This window comes from Paenibacillus tuaregi (assembly GCF_900086655.1).
Taxonomy (GTDB): domain Bacteria; phylum Bacillota; class Bacilli; order Paenibacillales; family Paenibacillaceae; genus Fontibacillus; species Fontibacillus tuaregi.
In genome coordinates, this window is record NZ_LT575476.1 from 623914 (window position 1) to 644107 (window position 20194).

The 20194-nt window shown below is 51.2% G+C and carries 17 protein-coding genes; 13 read left to right on the forward strand and 4 right to left on the reverse strand.

The features are described from left to right. Window positions 1-94: 94 nt before the first annotated feature. The 4 genes from BN6628_RS03110 to BN6628_RS03125 form a co-directional block, all read right to left on the reverse strand. A complete protein-coding gene (locus BN6628_RS03110) occupies window positions 95-1261 on the reverse strand; it encodes a trans-sulfuration enzyme family protein (RefSeq protein ID WP_068614081.1) in 1167 nt (388 codons plus the stop codon). Window positions 1262-1334: 73 nt separating this feature from the next. Continuing rightward, on the reverse strand, window positions 1335-2186 hold the full coding sequence (locus BN6628_RS03115) for an alpha/beta fold hydrolase (protein WP_068614084.1): 852 nt from the start codon (window positions 2184-2186) through the stop codon (window positions 1335-1337). Window positions 2187-2484: 298 nt separating this feature from the next. Further along, window positions 2485-3795 (reverse strand): sugar phosphate nucleotidyltransferase, encoded by a 1311-nt coding sequence (locus BN6628_RS03120; protein ID WP_068614088.1) that lies wholly within the window; start codon window positions 3793-3795, stop codon window positions 2485-2487. A 19-nt stretch (window positions 3796-3814) separates the two neighbouring features. After that, window positions 3815-4663, reverse strand: a complete 849-nt coding sequence (locus BN6628_RS03125) for a DUF6492 family protein (protein ID WP_068614091.1) — start codon at window positions 4661-4663, stop codon at window positions 3815-3817. 210 nt (window positions 4664-4873) lie between these two features. On the opposite strand from BN6628_RS03125, the gene BN6628_RS03130 reads away from it, so the two are divergent. The 13 genes from BN6628_RS03130 to BN6628_RS03190 all read left to right on the forward strand — a co-directional run bounded on the left by BN6628_RS03130 (window position 4874) and on the right by BN6628_RS03190 (window position 20140). Beyond that, window positions 4874-5494, forward strand: coding sequence for an undecaprenyl-diphosphatase (locus BN6628_RS03130; RefSeq protein WP_157692452.1), 621 nt, complete (start codon window positions 4874-4876; stop codon window positions 5492-5494). 38 nt (window positions 5495-5532) lie between these two features. After that, complete coding sequence (locus BN6628_RS03135) at window positions 5533-6429, forward strand: alkaline phosphatase family protein (RefSeq protein ID WP_235847563.1); 897 nt, start codon at window positions 5533-5535, stop codon at window positions 6427-6429. A 142-nt stretch (window positions 6430-6571) separates the two neighbouring features. Then, on the forward strand, window positions 6572-7285 hold the full coding sequence (locus BN6628_RS03140; protein WP_068614100.1) for a response regulator transcription factor: 714 nt from the start codon (window positions 6572-6574) through the stop codon (window positions 7283-7285). Continuing rightward, on the forward strand, window positions 7282-8664 hold the full coding sequence (locus BN6628_RS03145) for a HAMP domain-containing sensor histidine kinase (protein WP_068614103.1): 1383 nt from the start codon (window positions 7282-7284) through the stop codon (window positions 8662-8664). The genes BN6628_RS03140 and BN6628_RS03145 overlap by 4 nt, the downstream gene beginning before the upstream one ends. 132 nt (window positions 8665-8796) lie before the next feature. Next, window positions 8797-10293, forward strand: a complete 1497-nt coding sequence (locus BN6628_RS03150; RefSeq protein WP_082926764.1) for an FTR1 family iron permease — start codon at window positions 8797-8799, stop codon at window positions 10291-10293. Window positions 10294-10333: 40 nt separating this feature from the next. Beyond that, a complete protein-coding gene (gene efeO, locus BN6628_RS03155; RefSeq protein ID WP_068614106.1) occupies window positions 10334-11512 on the forward strand; it encodes an iron uptake system protein EfeO in 1179 nt (392 codons plus the stop codon). Window positions 11513-11529: 17 nt separating this feature from the next. Further along, window positions 11530-12762: an iron uptake transporter deferrochelatase/peroxidase subunit gene (gene efeB, locus BN6628_RS03160; RefSeq protein ID WP_068614109.1), complete on the forward strand. Its 1233-nt coding sequence runs from the start codon at window positions 11530-11532 to the stop codon at window positions 12760-12762. 443 nt (window positions 12763-13205) lie between these two features. Continuing rightward, complete coding sequence (locus BN6628_RS03165; RefSeq protein WP_068614112.1) at window positions 13206-14447, forward strand: ABC transporter substrate-binding protein; 1242 nt, start codon at window positions 13206-13208, stop codon at window positions 14445-14447. 70 nt (window positions 14448-14517) lie between these two features. Continuing rightward, window positions 14518-15384 (forward strand): carbohydrate ABC transporter permease, encoded by an 867-nt coding sequence (locus tag BN6628_RS03170; RefSeq protein WP_068614117.1) that lies wholly within the window; start codon window positions 14518-14520, stop codon window positions 15382-15384. Then, on the forward strand, window positions 15384-16202 hold the full coding sequence (locus BN6628_RS03175; RefSeq protein WP_068614121.1) for a carbohydrate ABC transporter permease: 819 nt from the start codon (window positions 15384-15386) through the stop codon (window positions 16200-16202). Before BN6628_RS03170 ends, BN6628_RS03175 begins: the two co-directional genes overlap by 1 nt. Window positions 16203-16255: 53 nt before the next feature. Further along, complete coding sequence (locus BN6628_RS03180) at window positions 16256-17941, forward strand: glycoside hydrolase family 13 protein (protein WP_068614126.1); 1686 nt, start codon at window positions 16256-16258, stop codon at window positions 17939-17941. 246 nt (window positions 17942-18187) lie between these two features. Then, window positions 18188-19192 (forward strand): LacI family DNA-binding transcriptional regulator, encoded by a 1005-nt coding sequence (locus tag BN6628_RS03185; RefSeq protein WP_068614129.1) that lies wholly within the window; start codon window positions 18188-18190, stop codon window positions 19190-19192. A 72-nt stretch (window positions 19193-19264) separates the two neighbouring features. Continuing rightward, window positions 19265-20140: a DMT family transporter gene (locus tag BN6628_RS03190; protein WP_068614132.1), complete on the forward strand. Its 876-nt coding sequence runs from the start codon at window positions 19265-19267 to the stop codon at window positions 20138-20140. The last annotated feature ends 54 nt before the right edge of the window (window positions 20141-20194 follow it).

The window sequence follows — 20194 nt, forward strand, 5'->3', positions numbered from 1 at the left end:
GAGATCGATTTAGATGGAGCTCTGATCAATTTATAAGGGAAGGCTTGTGTGGGAACGGCATTTTGTGCACCTGTCCTGTCTGCACCTGTCTCTGCTATGAATACCGCAGTGCTTCCTCCAAGTCTTGAATCAAGAGCTGTGCCGGCTCATGCCCGGCAGCCAGCCGGACCAGCGACAACGGCATTTGCTGTTTCGTTAACGCTGATTCATTGTAGCCGTAATTTGGTGAGATGATCTGGCTCTCCATAGCTCCCCACGACACACCGATACGGAACAGCTTGAGCTTGTTCATGAAGGAGCGTATCCCCTCATAGCCGGGCGCTTTCAGCTCGAAGCTGAACAGTCCCGAATAACCACGCAGAAGCTTGCGTCCTAGCTCATATTGCGGATGGGAGGGGAGACCCGGGTGATTTACCCTGGAAACAGCGGGATGGCTGTCCAGGTAACGGGCAATTTCAAGTCCGTTCTGTTCATGAGCCTTCATCCGGAGCGGAAGCGTACGCAGTCCCCGAATCAACAGCCAGGCTTCAAAAGGAGCCATAGATGCCCCCATCAGCTGGAATTCTTCAGTGAACATGCGGCTAATGATGTCGCGGGAGGCGATCAGGGCCCCTCCAACCAGATCATTATGCCCGCCAAGATACTTGGATACCGAATGAACCACAATGTCAACACCGAGCCGCAGTGGTTTCATATAGAGCGGGGTGGCCCAGGAGTTGTCAATGATGGTTCTAATGTCTCTGCTCCTTGCCAGATGTGTGATCTCTGGGATATTCACTAAATCAAAGGTGTACGATGTAGGAGATTCCATCAGGATAACCTTAGTCCGGTCCTCGATAGCTGAGGCAACCGCCTCAACTGACACAGAGTGGATTGTCGTATATGTGATATGGAATTTGGCCAGATATTGGACGAGCGTCACCGAAGTCTCATAGACATGCCCAATCAGGATTACATGGTCTCCAGCACCGACACTGCACAGCAGGGCAGCGCCTATCGCGGCCATCCCTGATGCAAAGCATTTGCAAGCTTCTCCGCCTTCCAGCTCAGCCAACATATTCTCGGCAATTTGGACCGTTGGATTCGTTCCCCGCCAATAGACATAGTGATTCATCTCATTATTGGCTGCTTCGGCGTAAGCATCATAGGAGTCAAAAAAGAACGGACCTGTCTCGTAAATGGGGGGTACGGCGGCATGCAGGAAGCGGTGTTCCTCATCTGTGAATCTTAGGCACGTCATTATATCATCCGGGTTTTCCATAAGCGTCACCTTTATCATAAGCTGGACCGTAGCGGTCTTATTTTAGTAAGAGTGTCAGCTTATTCCACGTGAATTATTCGGGGGTATTCATCCATTTGAGCAGAACCGTGTCAAAAAGCACCGCCTCCTCAAACATCGGGTTATGGCCGCTTCGCTCAAAGACCACTTTGGTAATCTGCCCCAACTTGTGCTCGATTCCATCCCAAAGTGTCAGGGGAGCGACCAGATAATCATACCTGCCAAGCCCAAGGAATACAGGCTTAGAGATCATAGGCAGCCGGTCATACAGATTGATGTTCGCAAAGGCTTCTCCCCATAAATGGTCAATTACCGGCATATTGGTGTAAACACCTTCCCACATGTAGGACGCGTCGAAGTGGTAGTCATAGAAGCTTTGAGCCCCCATTCGGATCAGAAGGTGGGCAAAGCGTCTTTCCGGCTCCTGTTCCAAATCCTTCGCGAGCAGCGCCATATCCTTCTCAAATTTGCCCAGTCTGCCTGGATCGGCAGTCTGCGAGAAGAAGGATTGGCTCTCTTCCTGCCGCGCCGGGCTGTTCGTCGGGGCCGAATTCAACAAGATGACCCTATCGATATACTCAGGGTATTTAACTGCATACTCCGCAGCCAGGAAGGCATGTCCAGAATGGCCAAGAATGCTGAAGCGCTCAAGATCAAGCTCCTGCCTGAATCGTTCGATATCATTCAGGATGCGGTCTATTCCGTAATCTTCAGGTTTCATATCCGCCGGGGGCTTCACAAATCCACGGTGGTCGACAAAGATCAGCTTCAAGTGCTCACGGATAGCCTTGGAGAACAGCCGGGGATAATACAGACTGCTTCCGACTACGAGTACGGGATGGCCGCTCCCCTCAATACGGTAGGCAAGTTCAAACCCGTCGGCAATAAGGATTCCGTTGTTTTTCATATGTATAGCCCTCTCCTTTGGCAGATCAGCTTGTTGTGATCTTCCGGTATTTTCAAATTGATCTTAGCAGATAAGAGACAGGGCGTACGGGAATATTCAGCTATAACCGATTATTCCGCTTCCGTACTAGGTGAGGCAGCCAGCACAGCAGCTTTAGAGCAGCTGATGTTATGACACAGGAACATAAAGAGAAGGGGCCGCCATTAAAGACGGCCTCCTAATTCTGTTCAAGAGTTCGGTTTGTGATCGAAAAAAAAAGCTCCGGGAACGAGCGCCCGCTCCCGCCAGCCTCTAAAGTTCAATTCATCTGCACGCAAATGGCCTCAATCCCGGATTGGCGCGCTTGAATATACTCAAGCTCCCTGTCGTCCAGGCTTAGAACTACGCCAGGGGCAAGCTCCCGGTCTTGTCCTCTTATCTTCGCAAACCCTGCCCCAGATAGGATAATCCACAGGTGTTTGACGCCGGTCTGATGTCCTGGAAGAGAATCGTAGGTATACCGGCAGCCGGGCAGAATCTTCAAGCGATAAAGGTAGCGTTCAGATTGTCCATCTGTCTCCTGCGGGCTCAGCAGTTCAAGATTTCCCCAGCCCAATGGCTTCCCTTTTCCGTGTGCTGAGTCTCCCGGAAGAATTTCTTTAATGCGGCTGCTGTCAGCTTTGGAGGAGACGAGAATGCCAGCTTCGCTTGCGGCCACGATAAGGTCGGATAGACCGATAATGTGGATCGGCCTGTCGAGCTCGCTAACCAGATGTGTATTCAGGGAATCTGCAGAAACGCTCCCGATACCGAGCTGCCTGCCGCCCAGATGCCGCGTGAACGCCTCCCAGCTTCCGAGGTCTTCCCAGCTTCCCTCGTACGGAACAACAATGGAGCCAGGTGTATGCTCTACAATCTCCTTATCAAAGCTGGTCTCAGGCAGGCTCTCATACCGCTCGAGCAGCTGCTCAGGGTCGGTGGGAAGCCCATATTCCTGCAAGGTTCGGGTGATAAATCCGAGCGTAAAAGCAAATATACCGCAGTTCCACAGCGCCCCCTCCTGGAGCAGCTGATCTACACGCTCAGGCTCCGGTTTCTCTACGAAGCGGGCAACCGGATAGTAGGGGAGACCGGGCTCCCCAGCCTGCGGCACGATATATCCGTACTGTGTTGAAGGGGAAGCTGGCCGCGTTCCGAGAAGGGCCAGGCTTGCGCCGGAAGTCCGCAGTACGGTAGGAAGCTCCCGAAGCCGGTCATAGAAGGAGGCTTCCACATAGGGGTCGACCGGCATAAACAACAGGACCTCTTCCGGGTCAGCCCCGGGTTGAGCTTGCAGCTGCGCACAAGCCAGGGCAATCGCCGTCAGGGTTCCCCGTTTATGGGGCTCGGTCAGAATGGGAACCCTGTCCCCGGTCTGGCTTCGTATGAGATCAAGCTGACTGTAATGCGTGATAATATGCGTAGATTCCAGCAGGTCCGCAGCCTTGAGCTGCCGGACTACCCGCTCCAGCATGGATTCCCGGCCCCCATCCGGGGCAGGAAGCAGCTTCAGGAAAGCTTTGGAGCGGACTTCACCGGACAAAGGCCAGAGTCTTTTGCCGGAGCCGCCGGAGAGCAGGATTAGCTTCAAGTGTAAGCACCTCCTATAGTTATAGTTGAAGAGGTAAGATAGGCGGCCTTACAGTTTGTTTGGTCGCTTTGGAACGCAGGGAGTACCCGCCTCGCTTATGAAAAGACAGAGATCGGTACGATCCGGACAGCTGCTGCCGGAGTGAGGCGGGAACGGCATGAATGGACTTTTTGAACTCTTTGTTCAATGTGGGCTTTAGCAGGACCGTTCCGGGATAGTTGGTGTATACGAAATTGCCGTAAGTCTCAAATTCCGAGAAGCCGAACTGCTTCTTCCGGTTCAGCTTAGCCAGAATGGCCGCGTGCCAGCTTAGACCGCACTTGGATTCAATCTTTCTTTTCATTCGGGCCAGCTTGACGGAATCATACAGCATATAGTGATTGACAAAAGATTTCGGTGAGGCGGCCTTCTGACCGAGCAGCCGGGTATGAATGCGGAAGTACTCGGGGTGGCTCCATTTCCGGTAGTAGAATACGGTTTTCCCGTTCTGGAAGAAGGTGTGTGGACGGATCAGAACCGTATCCGCGTCAGTCACCAGGAAGTGCCGGTTCCGGCAGATTTTATCCCCGCTGAGCTTCAGCAGCTGCTGAAAGAGCCAGCCTGAGCGGTCCCAGGTTTTGGAGCGGTAATGGATATCCTTCTTCGTAATTGGCAGGACGGTGTTCTCATTTACGAAGGTGCAGTTCTTCTTCCGGCACAACTGGCGGATGGCAGTGCTGGATGGGGACACGATGTAGATGGTGCCGATCGGATGGTTAACATATTTACGCAGGCCATCAATGACAAAAGGCAGGGTAACCAGATCCTTCTCAATAGCTGGGATCAGCACATCAATGTGGGTCTGCGTGTCACGCAGGGCAGTAGTCACTCTAGCTCATTCCCTCCTAAAATTGGATGTGGGACTTTGGATTTCATATAGTCCAAGATATGCGGCGAACCCGCCCCCCGCTTGTGTATTTGTCTGCCGGGCTGCCGGATATTCATTCAATTCTCATAATTCTCTCATCTGGCTATAAGATTGGGATGATAGGCTTATCTTTGTGTCGAAATGAGTGAATTAGAAAAGAGGCGGCTACCTGTGAATTTGGATTATACCGTTTTTGAGAAGATCAACCATTTGGCCGCAAGTGTGCCTATGTTTAACCCAATCATGAAATTTCTTGCGGAGGATGCGCAGTATATATTAATCCTGGGGGTAATTGTATATTGGTTTATAAGGATGGAATCGAACCGGAGAATGATCACGGAGGCGCTTCTGGCGGCTTGTATGGGCGTGGGAATCAGTGCGGCGCTCGGACATTTTCTGTATCGGGACCGTCCATTTGCAGGTCACCATGTTATTCAGCTAATCGCCCATCCCGCTAACGCTTCGTTCCCAAGTGATCATGCCACGTTGGCCTTTGCTGTATCTACCGCAATATGGGGCTACCGGAAGAAGGAAGGGGTAATATGGCTCGTTCTGTCCGCCCTTATTGCCGTGTCAAGGGTATGGACGGGAGTTCATTACCCAACGGATGTTATTGCAGGAGCTGCTCTAGGTATAATATTGGCGGCATTTGTTCACTCGATTTTCCGTAAATTCAAGCTGATGCAGGCTCTTCAGACTTTAGCCATTCAAGTCTATGAAAGATTTGAAATAAAAGTCTGGCCCAAACCGGCTTCGGACAAGCCGTCAAGCAGAGCCCAGATTACGCGGTAAAACCTAAGGAGGATGATGGCCGGAAACGGCCCGTATCTATGACCAATAAGCGTAGTATAAAAATGATTCTGTCATTTATGTTTCTGATAGGATGTATTGCAGGCGCGGTGTCGTGGTATGTCCCGGTGAAGGCAACGGCAGGTACCGTCTTGACGGGCCCTGGAAATACAAGGGCCGCTGCTGTTCACAAATATGATCACATCGTGGTCGTCGTGGAGGAGAACCATTCCTACAACCAGATTGTGAATAACAAGATGGCTCCTTTTATGAACTCGCTTATCAGCAAGGGAGCCTTGTTCACGGATGCTCACGGAATAACCCACCCCAGCCAGCCGAATTACCTGACGTTATTCTCAGGCTCGACCCAGGGGATTAAGAATGATGCCTGTAAAGGCCCATTCGGAACTGAGAATCTAGCCAGTCAGCTTAAGGCCCGGCATCTTACCTTTACCGGGTACTCTGAAGATCTGCCTAGTGTAGGATTCTCCAAATGTTACTACGGAGGCTACGCCCGCAAGCACAACCCCTGGGCCCAGTTCACCAATGTTCCAGCTGCATGGAACCGTCCCTTGACAGACTTCCCGAAGGACTTCTCCAAGCTGCCAACGGTATCTTTTGTCGTTCCTGCTCTTCAAAATGATATGCACGACGGGACAGTGAAGGATGCTGACGGTTGGCTCAAAAGCAACTTGGGAGCTTACGCTTCCTGGAGCCGGGATCACAACAGTCTGCTGATTGTCACCTGGGATGAGGATAATTTTGCGAAGCCTAACCATATTCCGTTGTTCTTTTATGGCGCGGGGATTCTGCCCGGCAAGTACTCAGGTAATGTCAGCCACTATCGTGTGCTGCGCACCATGGAGGACATGTATGGTCTGTCTCCACTTGGGGAGAGTAAGAATGTGAGCGCGATTACAAATATATGGAAGCATTAAACATGGATCAATCCAGCATGGGCCAATCAGCATGGACCAATCGAATAGAATCTCACATATCATCCTTCCGCTCTCAAGGCGGAGGGATGCTTGCACATGTATGGATATAATGCAGCTATTCCAGGGTAAAGGATGACGATTGATGAAAGAGGCAGTGTTGATTGTTGAGGATGAGGACAAAATTGCCCGTCTGCTCGAAATGGAGCTTAGTTATGAGGGGTACGAAGTGGCTAGAGCCTCCACAGGCCGGGAAGGTCTGGCTCTTGGATTAAGCGGCACCTGGAGTGTCATTCTGCTGGATATTATGCTGCCGGAGCTTAGCGGGACGGAAGTCCTGCGGAGATTTCGCCAGACAGATGAGGTTACCCCTGTTATATTGTTAACCGCACGGGATGCTGTGCCGGACAAGGTGAGCGGGCTTGATTCCGGGGCCAATGACTATATTACCAAACCCTTTGAAATTGAGGAGGTCCTTGCCCGAATCCGGGCCTGCATCCGCAACCGGAGAATCGGGGAGCCTGCCGGGCAGACAGATGCTCAGGAGGAGTTCCCTGAGATCTCCATCGGGGATCTTACGATAGTTCCTTTGATGAGAAAGGTGACCCGCGGGAGGGACAGCATCGAGCTGACTCCGAAGGAATACGAGCTTCTTGTATATTTGATGGAGAACCGCAATCAGGTTCTGACCCGGGAGCAGATTATCAGCAAGGTGTGGGGATATGATTTCGTGGGAGACACGAACGTGATCGATGTGTATATCAGGTATTTGCGCAAAAAAGTGGACTACCCCTACACCCGAAAGCTGATCCATACTCATCGCGGGGTAGGTTACTCCATCCGGGAGACGGAAGAATGAGTATAAAAAAGAAGGTTGTTCTTCTTACCACCTTATGGCTGGTGGGGATTCTGCTGGCTTTTAACGTAACGGTATTCTACTCTTTTATGCGGATTACAACCCAGAACGAAAAGGATCTATTGATGGAACGGGTTGAGAATATACTGAGCAAGGCGGATGCGGCAGAGCTTCTCAAAGGCGGGGAGGGCGGCTGGCTGGAAAGCTATTTGCCTGACAAGGGACTTGTCCGGGTATTGGACAATGAAGGGAAGCAGCGCCAAATGATTCAGAACGATAATGACATTCTTCCCTTTGAGAAAGAGGCTGTAAGCCAGCCGGAGTCCGAATTGTATTATCAGACCACAGGGATTGTCCTTGCTGTTCGTGCTCCCATCATATCTGGTGGTCAGGTGGCCGGTACTATAGAAATGGCCGAGAATCTCAGATCAATCCAGAATAATATCAGCATTCTGATTTGGATTTTGGCGCTTGCCAGCCTGGGGGCGATAGGCTTGAGTCTGGTGGGAGGCAGCTACTTGTCCAAGTGGATATCCAGGCCAATCTCCGGCATGGTCTCCACCATGGAAGTGATCGAACAAAGTCTGGAGTTCCGCAAAATTCCCGTTAAGCCGGAAGCTAGGGATGAGCTGAGCATGATGGGGCGGACATTCAACCGGATGATCGACCGGCTGGAGACGAGCTTTATGCGTCAACAGCAGTTCGTCTCGGATGCATCGCATGAGCTGAAGACACCGCTGACGATTATTGAGGGATATGCCAATATGCTTCGCAGGTGGGGGCTGAAGGACGAGGCCAAGGGCAGGGAAGCGGCGGATCATATTTATTCGGAAGCCGTCCGGATGAAGGGATTGACCCAGCAGCTTCTGAATCTCGCTTCAACCGAGAATAAAGCCGGACATGCTCCAGAGCGGATGGACCTTGTGAAGCTGGCCCAAAGTACGGCGGGTCATCTTAATAAGGTATACAACCGGCGAATAAAGGTGGAACACGAGGCAGGGGAGCTTATTCTTGAGGCCGATCCTTCCCAAATCAGCCAGCTGCTGCTGATCCTGCTCGATAATGCGCTGAAGTACAGCAGGAATGAAGTGGATTTGAAATTCGGGGCCCATACCGAATCCGGCACAGGCAGGGCGGGTTGTCTGATCACAGTACAGGATTATGGCATAGGGATTCCCAAGGAGGAGCTTAACAAGGTATTCGAAAGGTTCTATAGAGTGGATTCCTCCAGACACCGGAAAACAGGAGGAACAGGACTAGGCCTGTCTATCGCCAAAAATTTGGTTGAACGCCACAGCGGGACCATCTCGATTCATAGTGAAGAGAATATAGGCACTGTAGTTAACGTGTTTCTTCCGTTGGCTTCACAGTCGCAGTCATAGGCCAAAGCCCCAGCCCCTATTGTATTGACAATACGGGGCTTTCTCTTTTATAATTACCTTCGTAATAATGAGAATCATTATCATTTAAATTTTGGAAATCGAAACGATTGCTATAAACGGGGAGCTGGGGACATGAAGGACACAGGATGGCGCATTCATAGAGTACTTCTCATGGTGTTCAGTGTTTGTGTTGTATTGGGAAGCGTACTGCTGCCTGTGCATCCGGTATCGGCCGCAGCCGCTGGAGCCAAGACGGGAACCACGATTGAGGATGTGCTGAAGCACACGGATGATCTTAAGACCTATCTTGAAAAGGGAGATCTGGAGCAGGCCGCAGCCGCCTTCAGTCCCATCAAGAAATGGTGGAATGCGAACAAGGCCGAGGTGAAGGGTAATTCGCTGAATATGTCTCTGGAAATTGAAGGGCAGATCGCGGGGATCTCGCTGGCCATTCTGAGCAAGGACAGCGGCAAAGCGCTGGAGAAGGCGGGAACCTTGGAGTTCTCCCTGATCAACTACCGCGATGGGGCTTATGTCGGCAATGACGGCAAGCAGAAGATGACCTTAAGCGCATATATTTTGAAGCTTAGAGGGGCCGCGGATCTGGTAGAAAAGCAGAAATGGACGGAGGCCGCTTCGGAAGTGAAGCTGCTTCAGCAGCAGTGGCTGACGGTTGAAGGCGATATCGTCAGCAAATCGGCCACGGTGTACAGCAACACCGAGAGAGACCTGGTTCTGCTGGACGCTTATCTCGCAAGCCCGGAGCAGCGGCAGCAGGTGAAGACCGTCATCGACCGTATGATCGATGGTCTGGTTCCGCTTGCGGATGCCCAATATACGTGGGTTGACGCGGCGTTGATCCCGATCCGCGAAGGTCTTGAGGCGCTGCTCGTAGTAGGAGCGCTGCTGATGTACTCGAAGAAGGCAGGGTCCAAACAGGCGGGCCGCTGGGTTATCGGCGGATCGGCCGCCGGGCTGCTGACCTGCATCGGCGTTGGCTTCGCCGTTGCTTTCTTCCTGACTTCCAGCGCATTCGGGAGAAATAACTCCCTGATCAACGGCTGGACCGGGGTTCTGGCCAGCTTCCTGCTGCTCTATGTGAGCTATTGGCTGCACCGGAATGCCGATGTGCAGCGCTGGAAGCAGTTCCTTGCGGGCAAGAGCTCCAAGGCTCTATCCGGAGGGAAGATGTTCTCCATAGCCTTGCTTGCGTTTTTTGCTATCGTGCGTGAGGGCCTGGAGACGGTAATCTTCCTGATCGGCATGGTTGGCAAGATGCCGGGCACGGCCCTGGCTGGGGGGATAGCCGCTGGCTTTGGGGTACTTGCACTGTGTGCCGTGGTGATCGTAAAGGCGGGAACCCGTCTTCCGGTAAGACCAGTTTTTCTTGCTTCAAGCGTGATTGTCTTTTATCTGTGCTTCAAATTTATGGGCTCAGGCATCCACAGTCTGCAAATGGCGGGCGTTCTGCCATCAACGGTGCATGAATATCTGCCGGAGTATGCGGGCATCAGTCTGTATCCTTCCTGGTACAGCACATTTCCACAGCTGATCTTTGTGCTGGTTGCCGTAGTAGTGCTTCTGGCTCATCGTACATCCAGTAAACGCACAAAGGTTCAAACTATATAATCGGTGCTTCAGACACCACTAATAACGGGGGATTCTAATTATGTTCAAACGTCTTACTACAGCAGCTTCAATTTCAGTAGCCAGTGTGCTCCTGCTAAGTGCCTGCGGCCAGGCCGACACGAAGGAAGCCGCACCTGCAGCACAGGTTGCGAACCAGCAGCCGGCAGACAAATCTGACAGCAAGAACGCGGTTGCAGGGGATGTAGGGAAACTGCAAGAGGAAGTGGCTAAGCTTCAGGAGGCGATCGGCAAGAAGGATGCCGCTGAGGTTAAACGGCTTGGTAAATCTATTAACGACCTGTGGCTGAGCTTTGAGAATACGGTTCGCCAGACCTTTCCACTTGAATACACCGAGGTTGAGAAGTATGAAATGCCGATTTTCTCAGCGTCCGCTTACGATAAAATTGACTTTGATTCGCTGAAAGGTAACGCCGACAAGCTGAACACGGCACTTGAGCAGCTTAAGAATGCCAAGCCGAGCACAGCTAATACGTCTGAAATTTTGAACAAAGCTGTAGATAATTACAAAGCATTTGTGGATGAGCAGGCCGACAACCTGGCCGCAGGCACCAAAGCGTTCGCTGCTGCAGTGAAGGCCGGCAATGTGGAACAGGCCAAACAGGAGTATATCAAAGCACGTGTCTACTTCGAGACCATTGAGCCGATTGCGGAGAGCTTTGGCGATTTGGATCCGAAGATCGATGCGCGCCTGGCTGATGTTGAAGATGAGAAGACATGGACAGGGTACCACCGTATTGAGAAGGCGCTGTGGAAGGATGGTTCCTTGGCCGGTCAGGACAAATATGCCGATCAATTGATCAAGGACACAGAAGAGCTTCAGAAGAAGATTAAGGAATTGAAGCTTGAGCCGAAAATGATGGTTGCTGGAGCAATTGAGCTGCTTAATGAAGCGGCGACCTCGAAGATTACAGGGGAAGAGGAAATCTATTCCCGTACCGATCTGGTCGATCTTGCTGCCAATGTGAACGGGTCCAAGACCGTATACCTGGCTATTATCCCGGCTCTGAATGAGAAGAATCCGGATCTGGCCAGCCAGATTGATAAGCAGTTCCTGGCTACGGAGGAGCTTCTGCGCGGGCACCAGAAAGACGGACAATATGTAACTTATGACAAGCTGTCCACGGAACAAATCCGCAAGATCAGTGACCAGCTGAGCCTGCTCTCAACCTTGATGACCCAGACGGCAAGCATTCTGTAAGCGGCGGGGGAGAGAATATGAAACACAAACCAAAGCAGGAAGGTGTGTCACGGCGCGATTTCCTGAAGCTGTCGGCAATCGCGGGGACAGGAATTGCTCTTGGCGCGGCCGGTGTAGGGGCGATCGCAGGAATCGTCAAACCGGATCAGGCGAAGACCGCTTCCGCCGAGGGTGAGCGTATCCCTTTATACGGAGAGCATCAAGCCGGAATTGTTACACCTCAGCAGACATATATGTACCTTGCCAGCTTCCAGCTCACCGGATCGGACCGTTCATCCGTGATCCGTCTGTTCAAGGACTGGACCAAGTTTTGTGACCTCAGCACCTCGGGAGGAACGATGAAGACGGGGGACAACGCCCTGCTTCCGCCAAGCGATACAGGGGAGACGCTGGATCTTCCGGCAGCGAAGCTGACTATTACATTTGGCTTTGGCCCTTCCTTCTTCCGGGAAGAGGGCAAGGACCGTTTCGGCATCGCAGCCAAAGCTCCGCGCTATCTTAAAGATATTCCGCGCATGCCCCGCGAGAGCCTGGATGTTTCCCTGTCCGGCGGTGATGTATGCATTCAGGTCTGCGCGGAAGACCAGCAGGTGGCGTTTCACGCTGTGCGTAATCTGATCCGCATGTCCACCGGATATGCGACGGTGAAATGGCTGCAGGAAGGCTTTATCAGCGCCACACCTGGCAAGACTCCGCGCAATTTGTTCGGCTTCAAGGACGGCACAGCCAACAGTGAGCATGATTCATCCTCAGGCTATGATGAGGTCATATGGGCCGGAGAAGGGGAGCCTGCCTGGATGAAAGGCGGATCGTATCTTGCCTACCGCAAGATCCGGATGCTGCTGGAGGTGTGGGACCGCACTTCTCTGAAGGACCAGGAGGATACGTTCGGAAGATACAAGGAGTCCGGTGCAGCTTACGGGAAGTCCGGTGAGTTCGACGCCGCCGATGCCACACAGATGCCGGCTACTTCCCATGTTCACCTGGCTAAGATGAGCAAGCAGCGCATTCACCGCAGGGCATATTCCTATACCAACGGGATCGACCCGCGTACAGGGAATGTGGATGCAGGGCTGCTGTTTCTGAGCTACCAGAAAAACCCCGACCAGCAGTTCATCCCAATGCTGCGCATGATGCAGTCCAGCGACAAGCTGAACGAATATACATCCCATGTCGCAAGCGGGATGTTTGCCTGCCCGGGCGGCCTGCGCGAAGGCCAGTATATCGGGCAAAGTATTCTTGAAGGATGAAGATCATCTCCTATCCAGGAAATGGGTAGGAGATTTTTTTTGAGTGAATATTGACAAAGAGAACGAACACGATTATATTCTAAGTAAGCGTTTACGTAAGGTTGCAACCATCCTAGCATTAACAATAAAAAGCGTGGAACTGGTTAGATGCCATTTTTTTATTTGTAAAGAGTAAACGTTTACTTTAATCAATTAATGAAGGCGGTGTTGGATCAAGGCAGCTTCTGCTCTTAATTTGATGAATACGATTTGAGCGCTGAATAGACGGTCTTTTCAAACCGCGTTGTGAAAGCGGTTTAAGCTCACAAGCTGGGGAATAGGAACGAACGTTAATAAGGGAACACAGGTAGGACTTCCGAGTATTATTTTTTTTAAGTATAAGGTAAACGTTTTCTCTGTCACACTCTCAGTCATACATCAACTATATACAGGGGGATCTCATGATGAAAATGAAAAAGGTAATTTTACCACTGGTAGCTAGTGTTCTAGCTGTGTCTATGCTGAGCGCCTGCGGCTCCAAGAGCGATGACGGAGCCTCCGGGGGAACGGTCAAAATTGAGTTCTTCCAGAATAAGACCGAGGCCAAAGCGACCTTTGACAAGCTGATTGCAAAATTCAATTCTGCGAATCCAACCATTAAGGTAACCCAGGTTAATCCCCCCGATGCGGAGACCGTATTAAAGACCCGCGTGGCCAAAAAGCAGGTCCCGGATGTAATCGGACTGGGTGCGACGGATACGTATTCCACACTGGCTAAGAGCGGTCAGTTTGAAGACTTTACGAGTGATCCATTGACCAAGAACATTCAGCCAGCCTATCTTGAAATGCTCAAGGCTCAGACCGGGCTAAGCACGCTGAACGGAATTCCGTTCTCAACGAACGCGAACGGGGTCATCTACAACAAAGCTCTGTTCAAAGAGCTTGGCCTACAGGTGCCTAAGACATGGGATGAGTTCATGACGGTGGCTCAGAAAGCCAAGGATGCGGGCAAAACCCCATTTTACCTGACCCTGAAGGATTCCTGGACAACGCTGATCCCATTCAACGGATTGGAGCCGGGGGTTGTTGGACTTGATTTCTTCAAGCAGCGTAGAGAGGGAACAGTAACCTTCAAAGACAAATTCCGCGAAGTGGCTGACAAGCAGCTGCAGCTGATCTCCTTCGGTCAGAAGGATATGTACGGTAAAGGCTACAACGACGGTAACGTGGCTTTTGCCAAAGGGGAGTCTGTCATGTATCTGCAGGGCGTATGGGCCATTCCGGAAATTCAGAAAGCGAATCCTGGCATTGTGCTTGGCGTATTCCCGTTCCCGGCTACCAATGATCCGGCCAAGAACAAGCTGGTGTCCGGCGTGGACACTTTGCTGACAGTATCCAAGAGCTCAAAGCATAAGGAAGAGGCCAAGAAATTCATCGACTTCCTTCTTCAGCAGGATAATGTGAAGCAGTACATCACGGAGCAGAAGGCATTCCCGGCTGTACAGGGTGTGACCCAGGATGACCCAAGTGTGGCCGATCTTAAGCCATCCTTCGAGCAGGGCAACCTGGCCGACTTCGCCGACCACTATATTCCGGGTGCAATGAAGGTGGATACGATTATCCAAGGCTTCTTGCAAAAGAAAGACGTTGATGCGTACCTGAACTCCCTGGATACCGAGTGGGACAAAGTCGCTAACCGTAAATAATTGAGCATACATGAGTGGAGAAAGGTTTAGCAGTCCCTTTCTCCCGTTTTTTCAGGGGAGGGTCCTACTTATGGCAAAGCGCCGAATTGCTTTTTATCTGATGACTATACCGGCTCTCGTGCTGTTCTTTGTCTTTCACACGTTCCCGGCCATCCGTGGGATTTATTACTCCTTCACGAACTGGGACGGCTTCAGTGACAACTTCGATTTCGTCGGTTTTAAGAATTATGCGAACATCTTCAAGGATGAGAATGTGCTGAACTCCTATCTGTTCACATTCAAATACGCCATTGTGGTCACTATTCTGATCAATGTGTTGAGTCTGCTGATTGCGCTTGGGCTGAACGCCAAGATCAAGTTCAAAAACTTCTTCCGCGGTGTCTATTTTCTGCCGAATATCCTGAGCGTCCTGATTGTCGGTTTCATCTTCAACTATATCTTTGCGAATGTGCTGCCTGTTCTGGGCAGTAAGCTGGGAAGCTCATTTCTGTCCAGCAATATTCTCGGGAATGAGAATTGGGCCTGGATCGGAATCGTCATCGTAGGGGTATGGCAGGGGATCGCCTTCAATACGATTCTGTACCTGGCTGGCCTACAGACCATACCCAAGGACTTGTATGAGGCCTCGAGCCTGGATGGTGCAAGCCGCTGGAGAGAGTTCTGGAGCATCACCTTCCCGCTGTTGGCTTCTTTCTTCACCATTAACATGGTGCTGGCAATGAAGGGAGCGCTCATGGTCTTCGACCAGATCGTAGCGCTGACAGGCGGCGGCCCGGGCCGAGCAACCCAGTCTATCTCGCTGCTGATCTATACAGGCGGATTTCAAGGCGGAGAATTCGCTTATCAGTCCGCGAACGCGGTAATCTACTTCATTGTGATCATCGTTATCTCCGTACTGCAGCTGAAATTTCTACAAAAACGGGAGATGGAAATGTGATGAGAAAATCAACGAATTGGCCGGTAACTGCCCTTATTGCGCTGGGATCTCTGCTCATTCTATTCCCGCTCTATATTACCGTCAGCATTGCACTTAAGAACCCGGAGGAGATGGCCCGCTCGCTGTTCGCGCTGCCGACGGGGCTGCACTTCGAGAACTTCAAGAACGCGATTGAGGCGACGGATTTCTTCACAGCCTTTAAGAACAGCGCCGTGGTTACAGCTGTCTCGGTTCTGTTCATCCTGCTGACGAATTCCATGGTCTCGTATGCTATTGCGAGAAACATGAACAAGAAGTTTTTCAAGGGCTTGTACTTTTACTTTATCAGCGCGATGTTTATCCCGTTTCAGATCATCATGCTTCCGGTTGTGAAGGAAACCACCGACCTCAACATGAACAACATCCCGGGTCTGATTGTTCTGTACGTGGTTTACGGTTTGGCCTTTAATGTATTTGTGTATGTAGGTTATATCCGCTCCATTCCTTATGAGCTGGAAGAAGCGGCTACGGTAGACGGGGCATCGACCTGGGGAACGTTCTGGAGAATTATTTTCCCGCTGCTGGCTCCAATCAATGCCACCATCGGAATTCTGTCCTGTCTGTCTTCTTGGAATGACTTCCTGCTGCCGCTCGTTCTGCTGGGCGATCAGGACTCGTATACCCTTCCGCTTGTGCAGTATGTATTCCAGGGACAGTTCAGCACCGACTTCAACCTTGCATTTGCTTCTTATCTGCTGGCACTTGCGCCGATGGTGATTGTATACTTATTCGCCCAGAAATGGATTATCAACGGAATTACCCAGGGGGCTATCAAATAAGCCTGTTATGGTGCTAGGAGAGACAACTATATATGGATAGAGGAGAATGAACGATGGAGAGACAATGGTGGAAAGAAAGCGTTGTGTATCAAATTTATCCCCGGAGCTTCATGGACAGCAACGGAGACGGGATCGGCGATCTTCAGGGGATTATCAGCAAGCTGGATTATTTGAAAACGCTGGGAATCGACGTGGTATGGCTCTCCCCGGTCTATGAATCCCCGAATGACGATAACGGCTATGATATCAGCAATTATCAGGCTATTATGGATGAGTTCGGCACGATTGAGGACTGGGAGGAGCTGCTGCACGGGCTTCATGAACGCGGTATGAAGCTGATTATGGACCTGGTGGTCAATCACTCTTCCGATGAACATAAGTGGTTTGTAGAGTCCCGCAAGTCCAAGGACAACCCTTACCGTGATTATTATATATGGCGCCCCGGCAAGGATGGACGGGAGCCAAACAACTGGGGCTCTTTCTTTAGCGGCTCCGCCTGGGAATATGACAAGACGACGGATGAATATTATTTGCACTTGTTCTCCCGCAAGCAGCCGGACTTAAACTGGGAGAATCCGAAGGTCCGCAAGGAAGTTTACGACATGATGACCTGGTGGCTGGATAAAGGCATCGACGGCTTCCGTATGGATGTGATCAACCTGATCTCCAAAGTGCAGGAGCTGCCGGATGCCGAAGGGCCGGAGGGGCAGTATCATTTTGGCGGCAAAAACTTCGTCAACGGTCCGCGCATTCATGAGTTCCTGCAGGAGATGAACCGTGAGGTGCTCTCGAAATATGACGTGATGACCGTCGGAGAGACGGTTGATGTGACACCGGAAGATGCGGCCTTGTTCGTGGGCAAGGACCGGGGAGAGCTGAACATGGTGTTCCAGTTCGAGCTGATGGGCATCGACAGCGGGCCGACCGGCAAATGGGAGGTTACTCCATGGACACTGGCCGACTTCAAGCGGGTAATGACCAAGTGGCAGACCGCTCTTCAGGGCAACGGCTGGAACAGCCTGTACCTGAACAACCATGACCAGCCCCGGATGATCTCCCGCTTTGGGAATGATTCAAATCCACAGCTTCATAACGTGTCCGGCAAGATGCTGGCAACTCTGCTTCACACACTCCAGGGCACCCCTTATATCTATCAAGGGGAAGAGCTTGGGATGACCAATGTGCGTTTTGAATCGATTGAGGATTACAAGGATATCGAAATTCTTAATATGCACAAGGAATATATCGCGGCTGGCAAGGATGAGAAATCGATTATGGAGTCCATCTACAGCAAAGGCCGGGATAACGCACGGACTCCGATGCAGTGGAACGGCGGGCCTCAGGCTGGATTCACTACAGGTACTCCATGGATTACCCTGAATCCGAATTACAAGGAGATTAATGCGGAGAAGGCTATGGCTGATCCGAATTCGATCTTCCATTATTATAGAAGGTTGATTCAGCTTCGCAAGCAGCATGAAGTCATCGTCTATGGCGATTACCAGATTCTCTGTGAGGAAGATAAGCAGGTTTATGCATATCTTCGTACGCTGGGAGACGACAAGCTGCTGGTTGTGTTGAACTTCTATGAGGAACCGGCTAAATTCGAGCTGCCTGAGCAGATCACCTTCTCAAGCCAAGAGCTGCTGATCAGCAACTATGATGTTCAACCGGGTTCAGATATCCGGCAGTTCGAGCTGCGTCCTTATGAAGCCAGGGTCTACAAGCTTCAGGGATAGCAATGGTTGACTTATAGCTGATACGCCTGCGCCTTTAGATGTCTTCGGATGGATAGGGCGCAGGCTTTTTTAATCATAGGAATTCTACCGATCCAAGCCGTCAAATGCAGAATAGGGATAGTCTATTCTCGTTTATCACAAAATGAGGTATGCTGAGTAGAACAGGAAAATTCAGGATGTAGGCCCGTATCATTGCTGGCTGGGATGAATGAAAAGAATAGAGATGAAGTAAGAAGGAATGCATATATGAATCCAACGATTAAAGATGTGGCCAAGAAGGCGAATGTGTCTATTGCGACGGTATCCCGGGTTCTGAACAACTTGACAGGATACTCGGACAAGACCAAGCAGAAGGTGCTGCGTACTATTGAGGAAATGGGCTATCAGCCGAACGCTATTGCCCGGGGACTTATCAATAAACGCACCCAGACGATCGGTGTTCTGTTCCCTAACGTATCCAGCTCCTTTTCCTCTGCAATTTTGCACGGGGTGGAGGAGTTCGCCCATATTCATAATTACAGTGTTGTGGTATGCAACACAGATGAAGACGGAAAGCGGACACTGAAATGTCTGCAGGTGCTTCGGGAGAAGCAGGTGGACGGGATTGTATTCTCTAGTGAGGTGCTTAAGGAAGAATATTATCAGGCTATGGAAGCGATGAGAATTCCTGTGGTGCTGGTCTCCTCGGAGACAGAGATCCCTTCCGTGCCCTATGTTAAAGTGGATGACCGGCGTGCCGCTTACGAGGCTGTGGAATATCTGATTCATAAGGGCCATAAGCATATCGCCATGATCAGTGGCAGCGAGGCTGACCCTATTGCAGGGCTTCCCAGAATTGAAGGATATATGAAAGCGCTAGCAGACCATGATATCCCATTCCGGCAGGAATATATGTTTTATGGGGATTTCGGGTTCGACAGCGGATGCGCAGCTGCGGAGCAGTTGTTCGTTAAAGCGCCCGGCTGCACGGCGGTGTTTGCTGCGAGTGATGAGATGGCTATTGGGGTGCTGTCCATGGCTGCCCGGCATGGGGTCCGGGTTCCCGATGATTTATCGGTAATTGGCTATGATAACGTGAAACTGGCGGAAATGGTTGTTCCGCCGCTTACAACCGTGAACCAGCCGCTTATTGAGATGGGAAGTGAGGCCTGCCAGAAGCTGATTTATATGATCGAGACCGGGGAGGCTGCCAAGCATACAACGGTTCCTCACCATATCGTGGAGCGACAGACTGTGCGTGCACTTGATTAAAAATACCCATGCTCTGGTACTGGCCTAACCTGCCCTATTGGTGTATGGTTGTTACCAGAGGTGTTTAATATCATGAATTATTTAATTGGTCTCTTATGTTTGATTTGGGGTTACAACTGGGTATTTATGAAGCTGGCGGGTGATGTGTTCCCTCCGGTGCTGTTTGCAGGCTACCGCTTTGCCTTAGGAGCCGCAGTGCTTCTGTTGGTATGCTGGTTCAAGAAAGTGCCGCTTCCGCGCGGGAAAGACATGCTGTGGTACTTGATCTGTGGTCTGCTGCAGACGATGTATTTCAATCTGGCTATCCAGCTGTCTCTGGTAGATCTCAGCGCAGGCTTGACTTCTGTGCTTACGTACAGCATGCCGCTCTGGCTGACGTTGATGGCTCACTACTGGCTGCCCGGCGAACGGCTGCAGCTTCGCAAGCTGGTGGGCGTTATCGTGGGGATTGCCGGTCTGTTCATCGCCATGGATGCGCATCTTGGGGGAACCACGGGAGCCATGCTGCTCGCGGTGTCTTCCGGATTGTCCTGGGCGCTGTCCAATCTGATCATCAAGAAAAAGCTGAGCCAATGTGATATGCTTCAGTTTACGACTTGGCAGATGGTGGCTGGGGCCGCAGGGCTGCTGCTGTATTCCTTCGCTTTCGAGCATGGGGAGAGTCATTGGGGTCTGATGCCTGTCGTATACGTTGTATTCGCTGGGGTGATTGGCTCCGCTCTCGCTTTTGTCATGTGGTCGTATATTTTGTCCAAGGTTGAAGCCAGCAAGGCTTCTATCTCGCTGCTGCTGGTTCCGGTCGTCGGTGTTATCTCCGGGTGTCTGGTGCTGCATGAAAGCCTTACCTGGTTTATGGTGGCTGGCATGGGGATGGTGCTGATGGGCATCTGGCTTGTTAATGGTAAATCCAAGAAAGCTGCAAGCGCACCAGCGAGTATCGCGGATTAGCCTATAGGCAGATCCGGTTGGTGCAGGGTATATTGAATGTACAAAAGAAGCCTT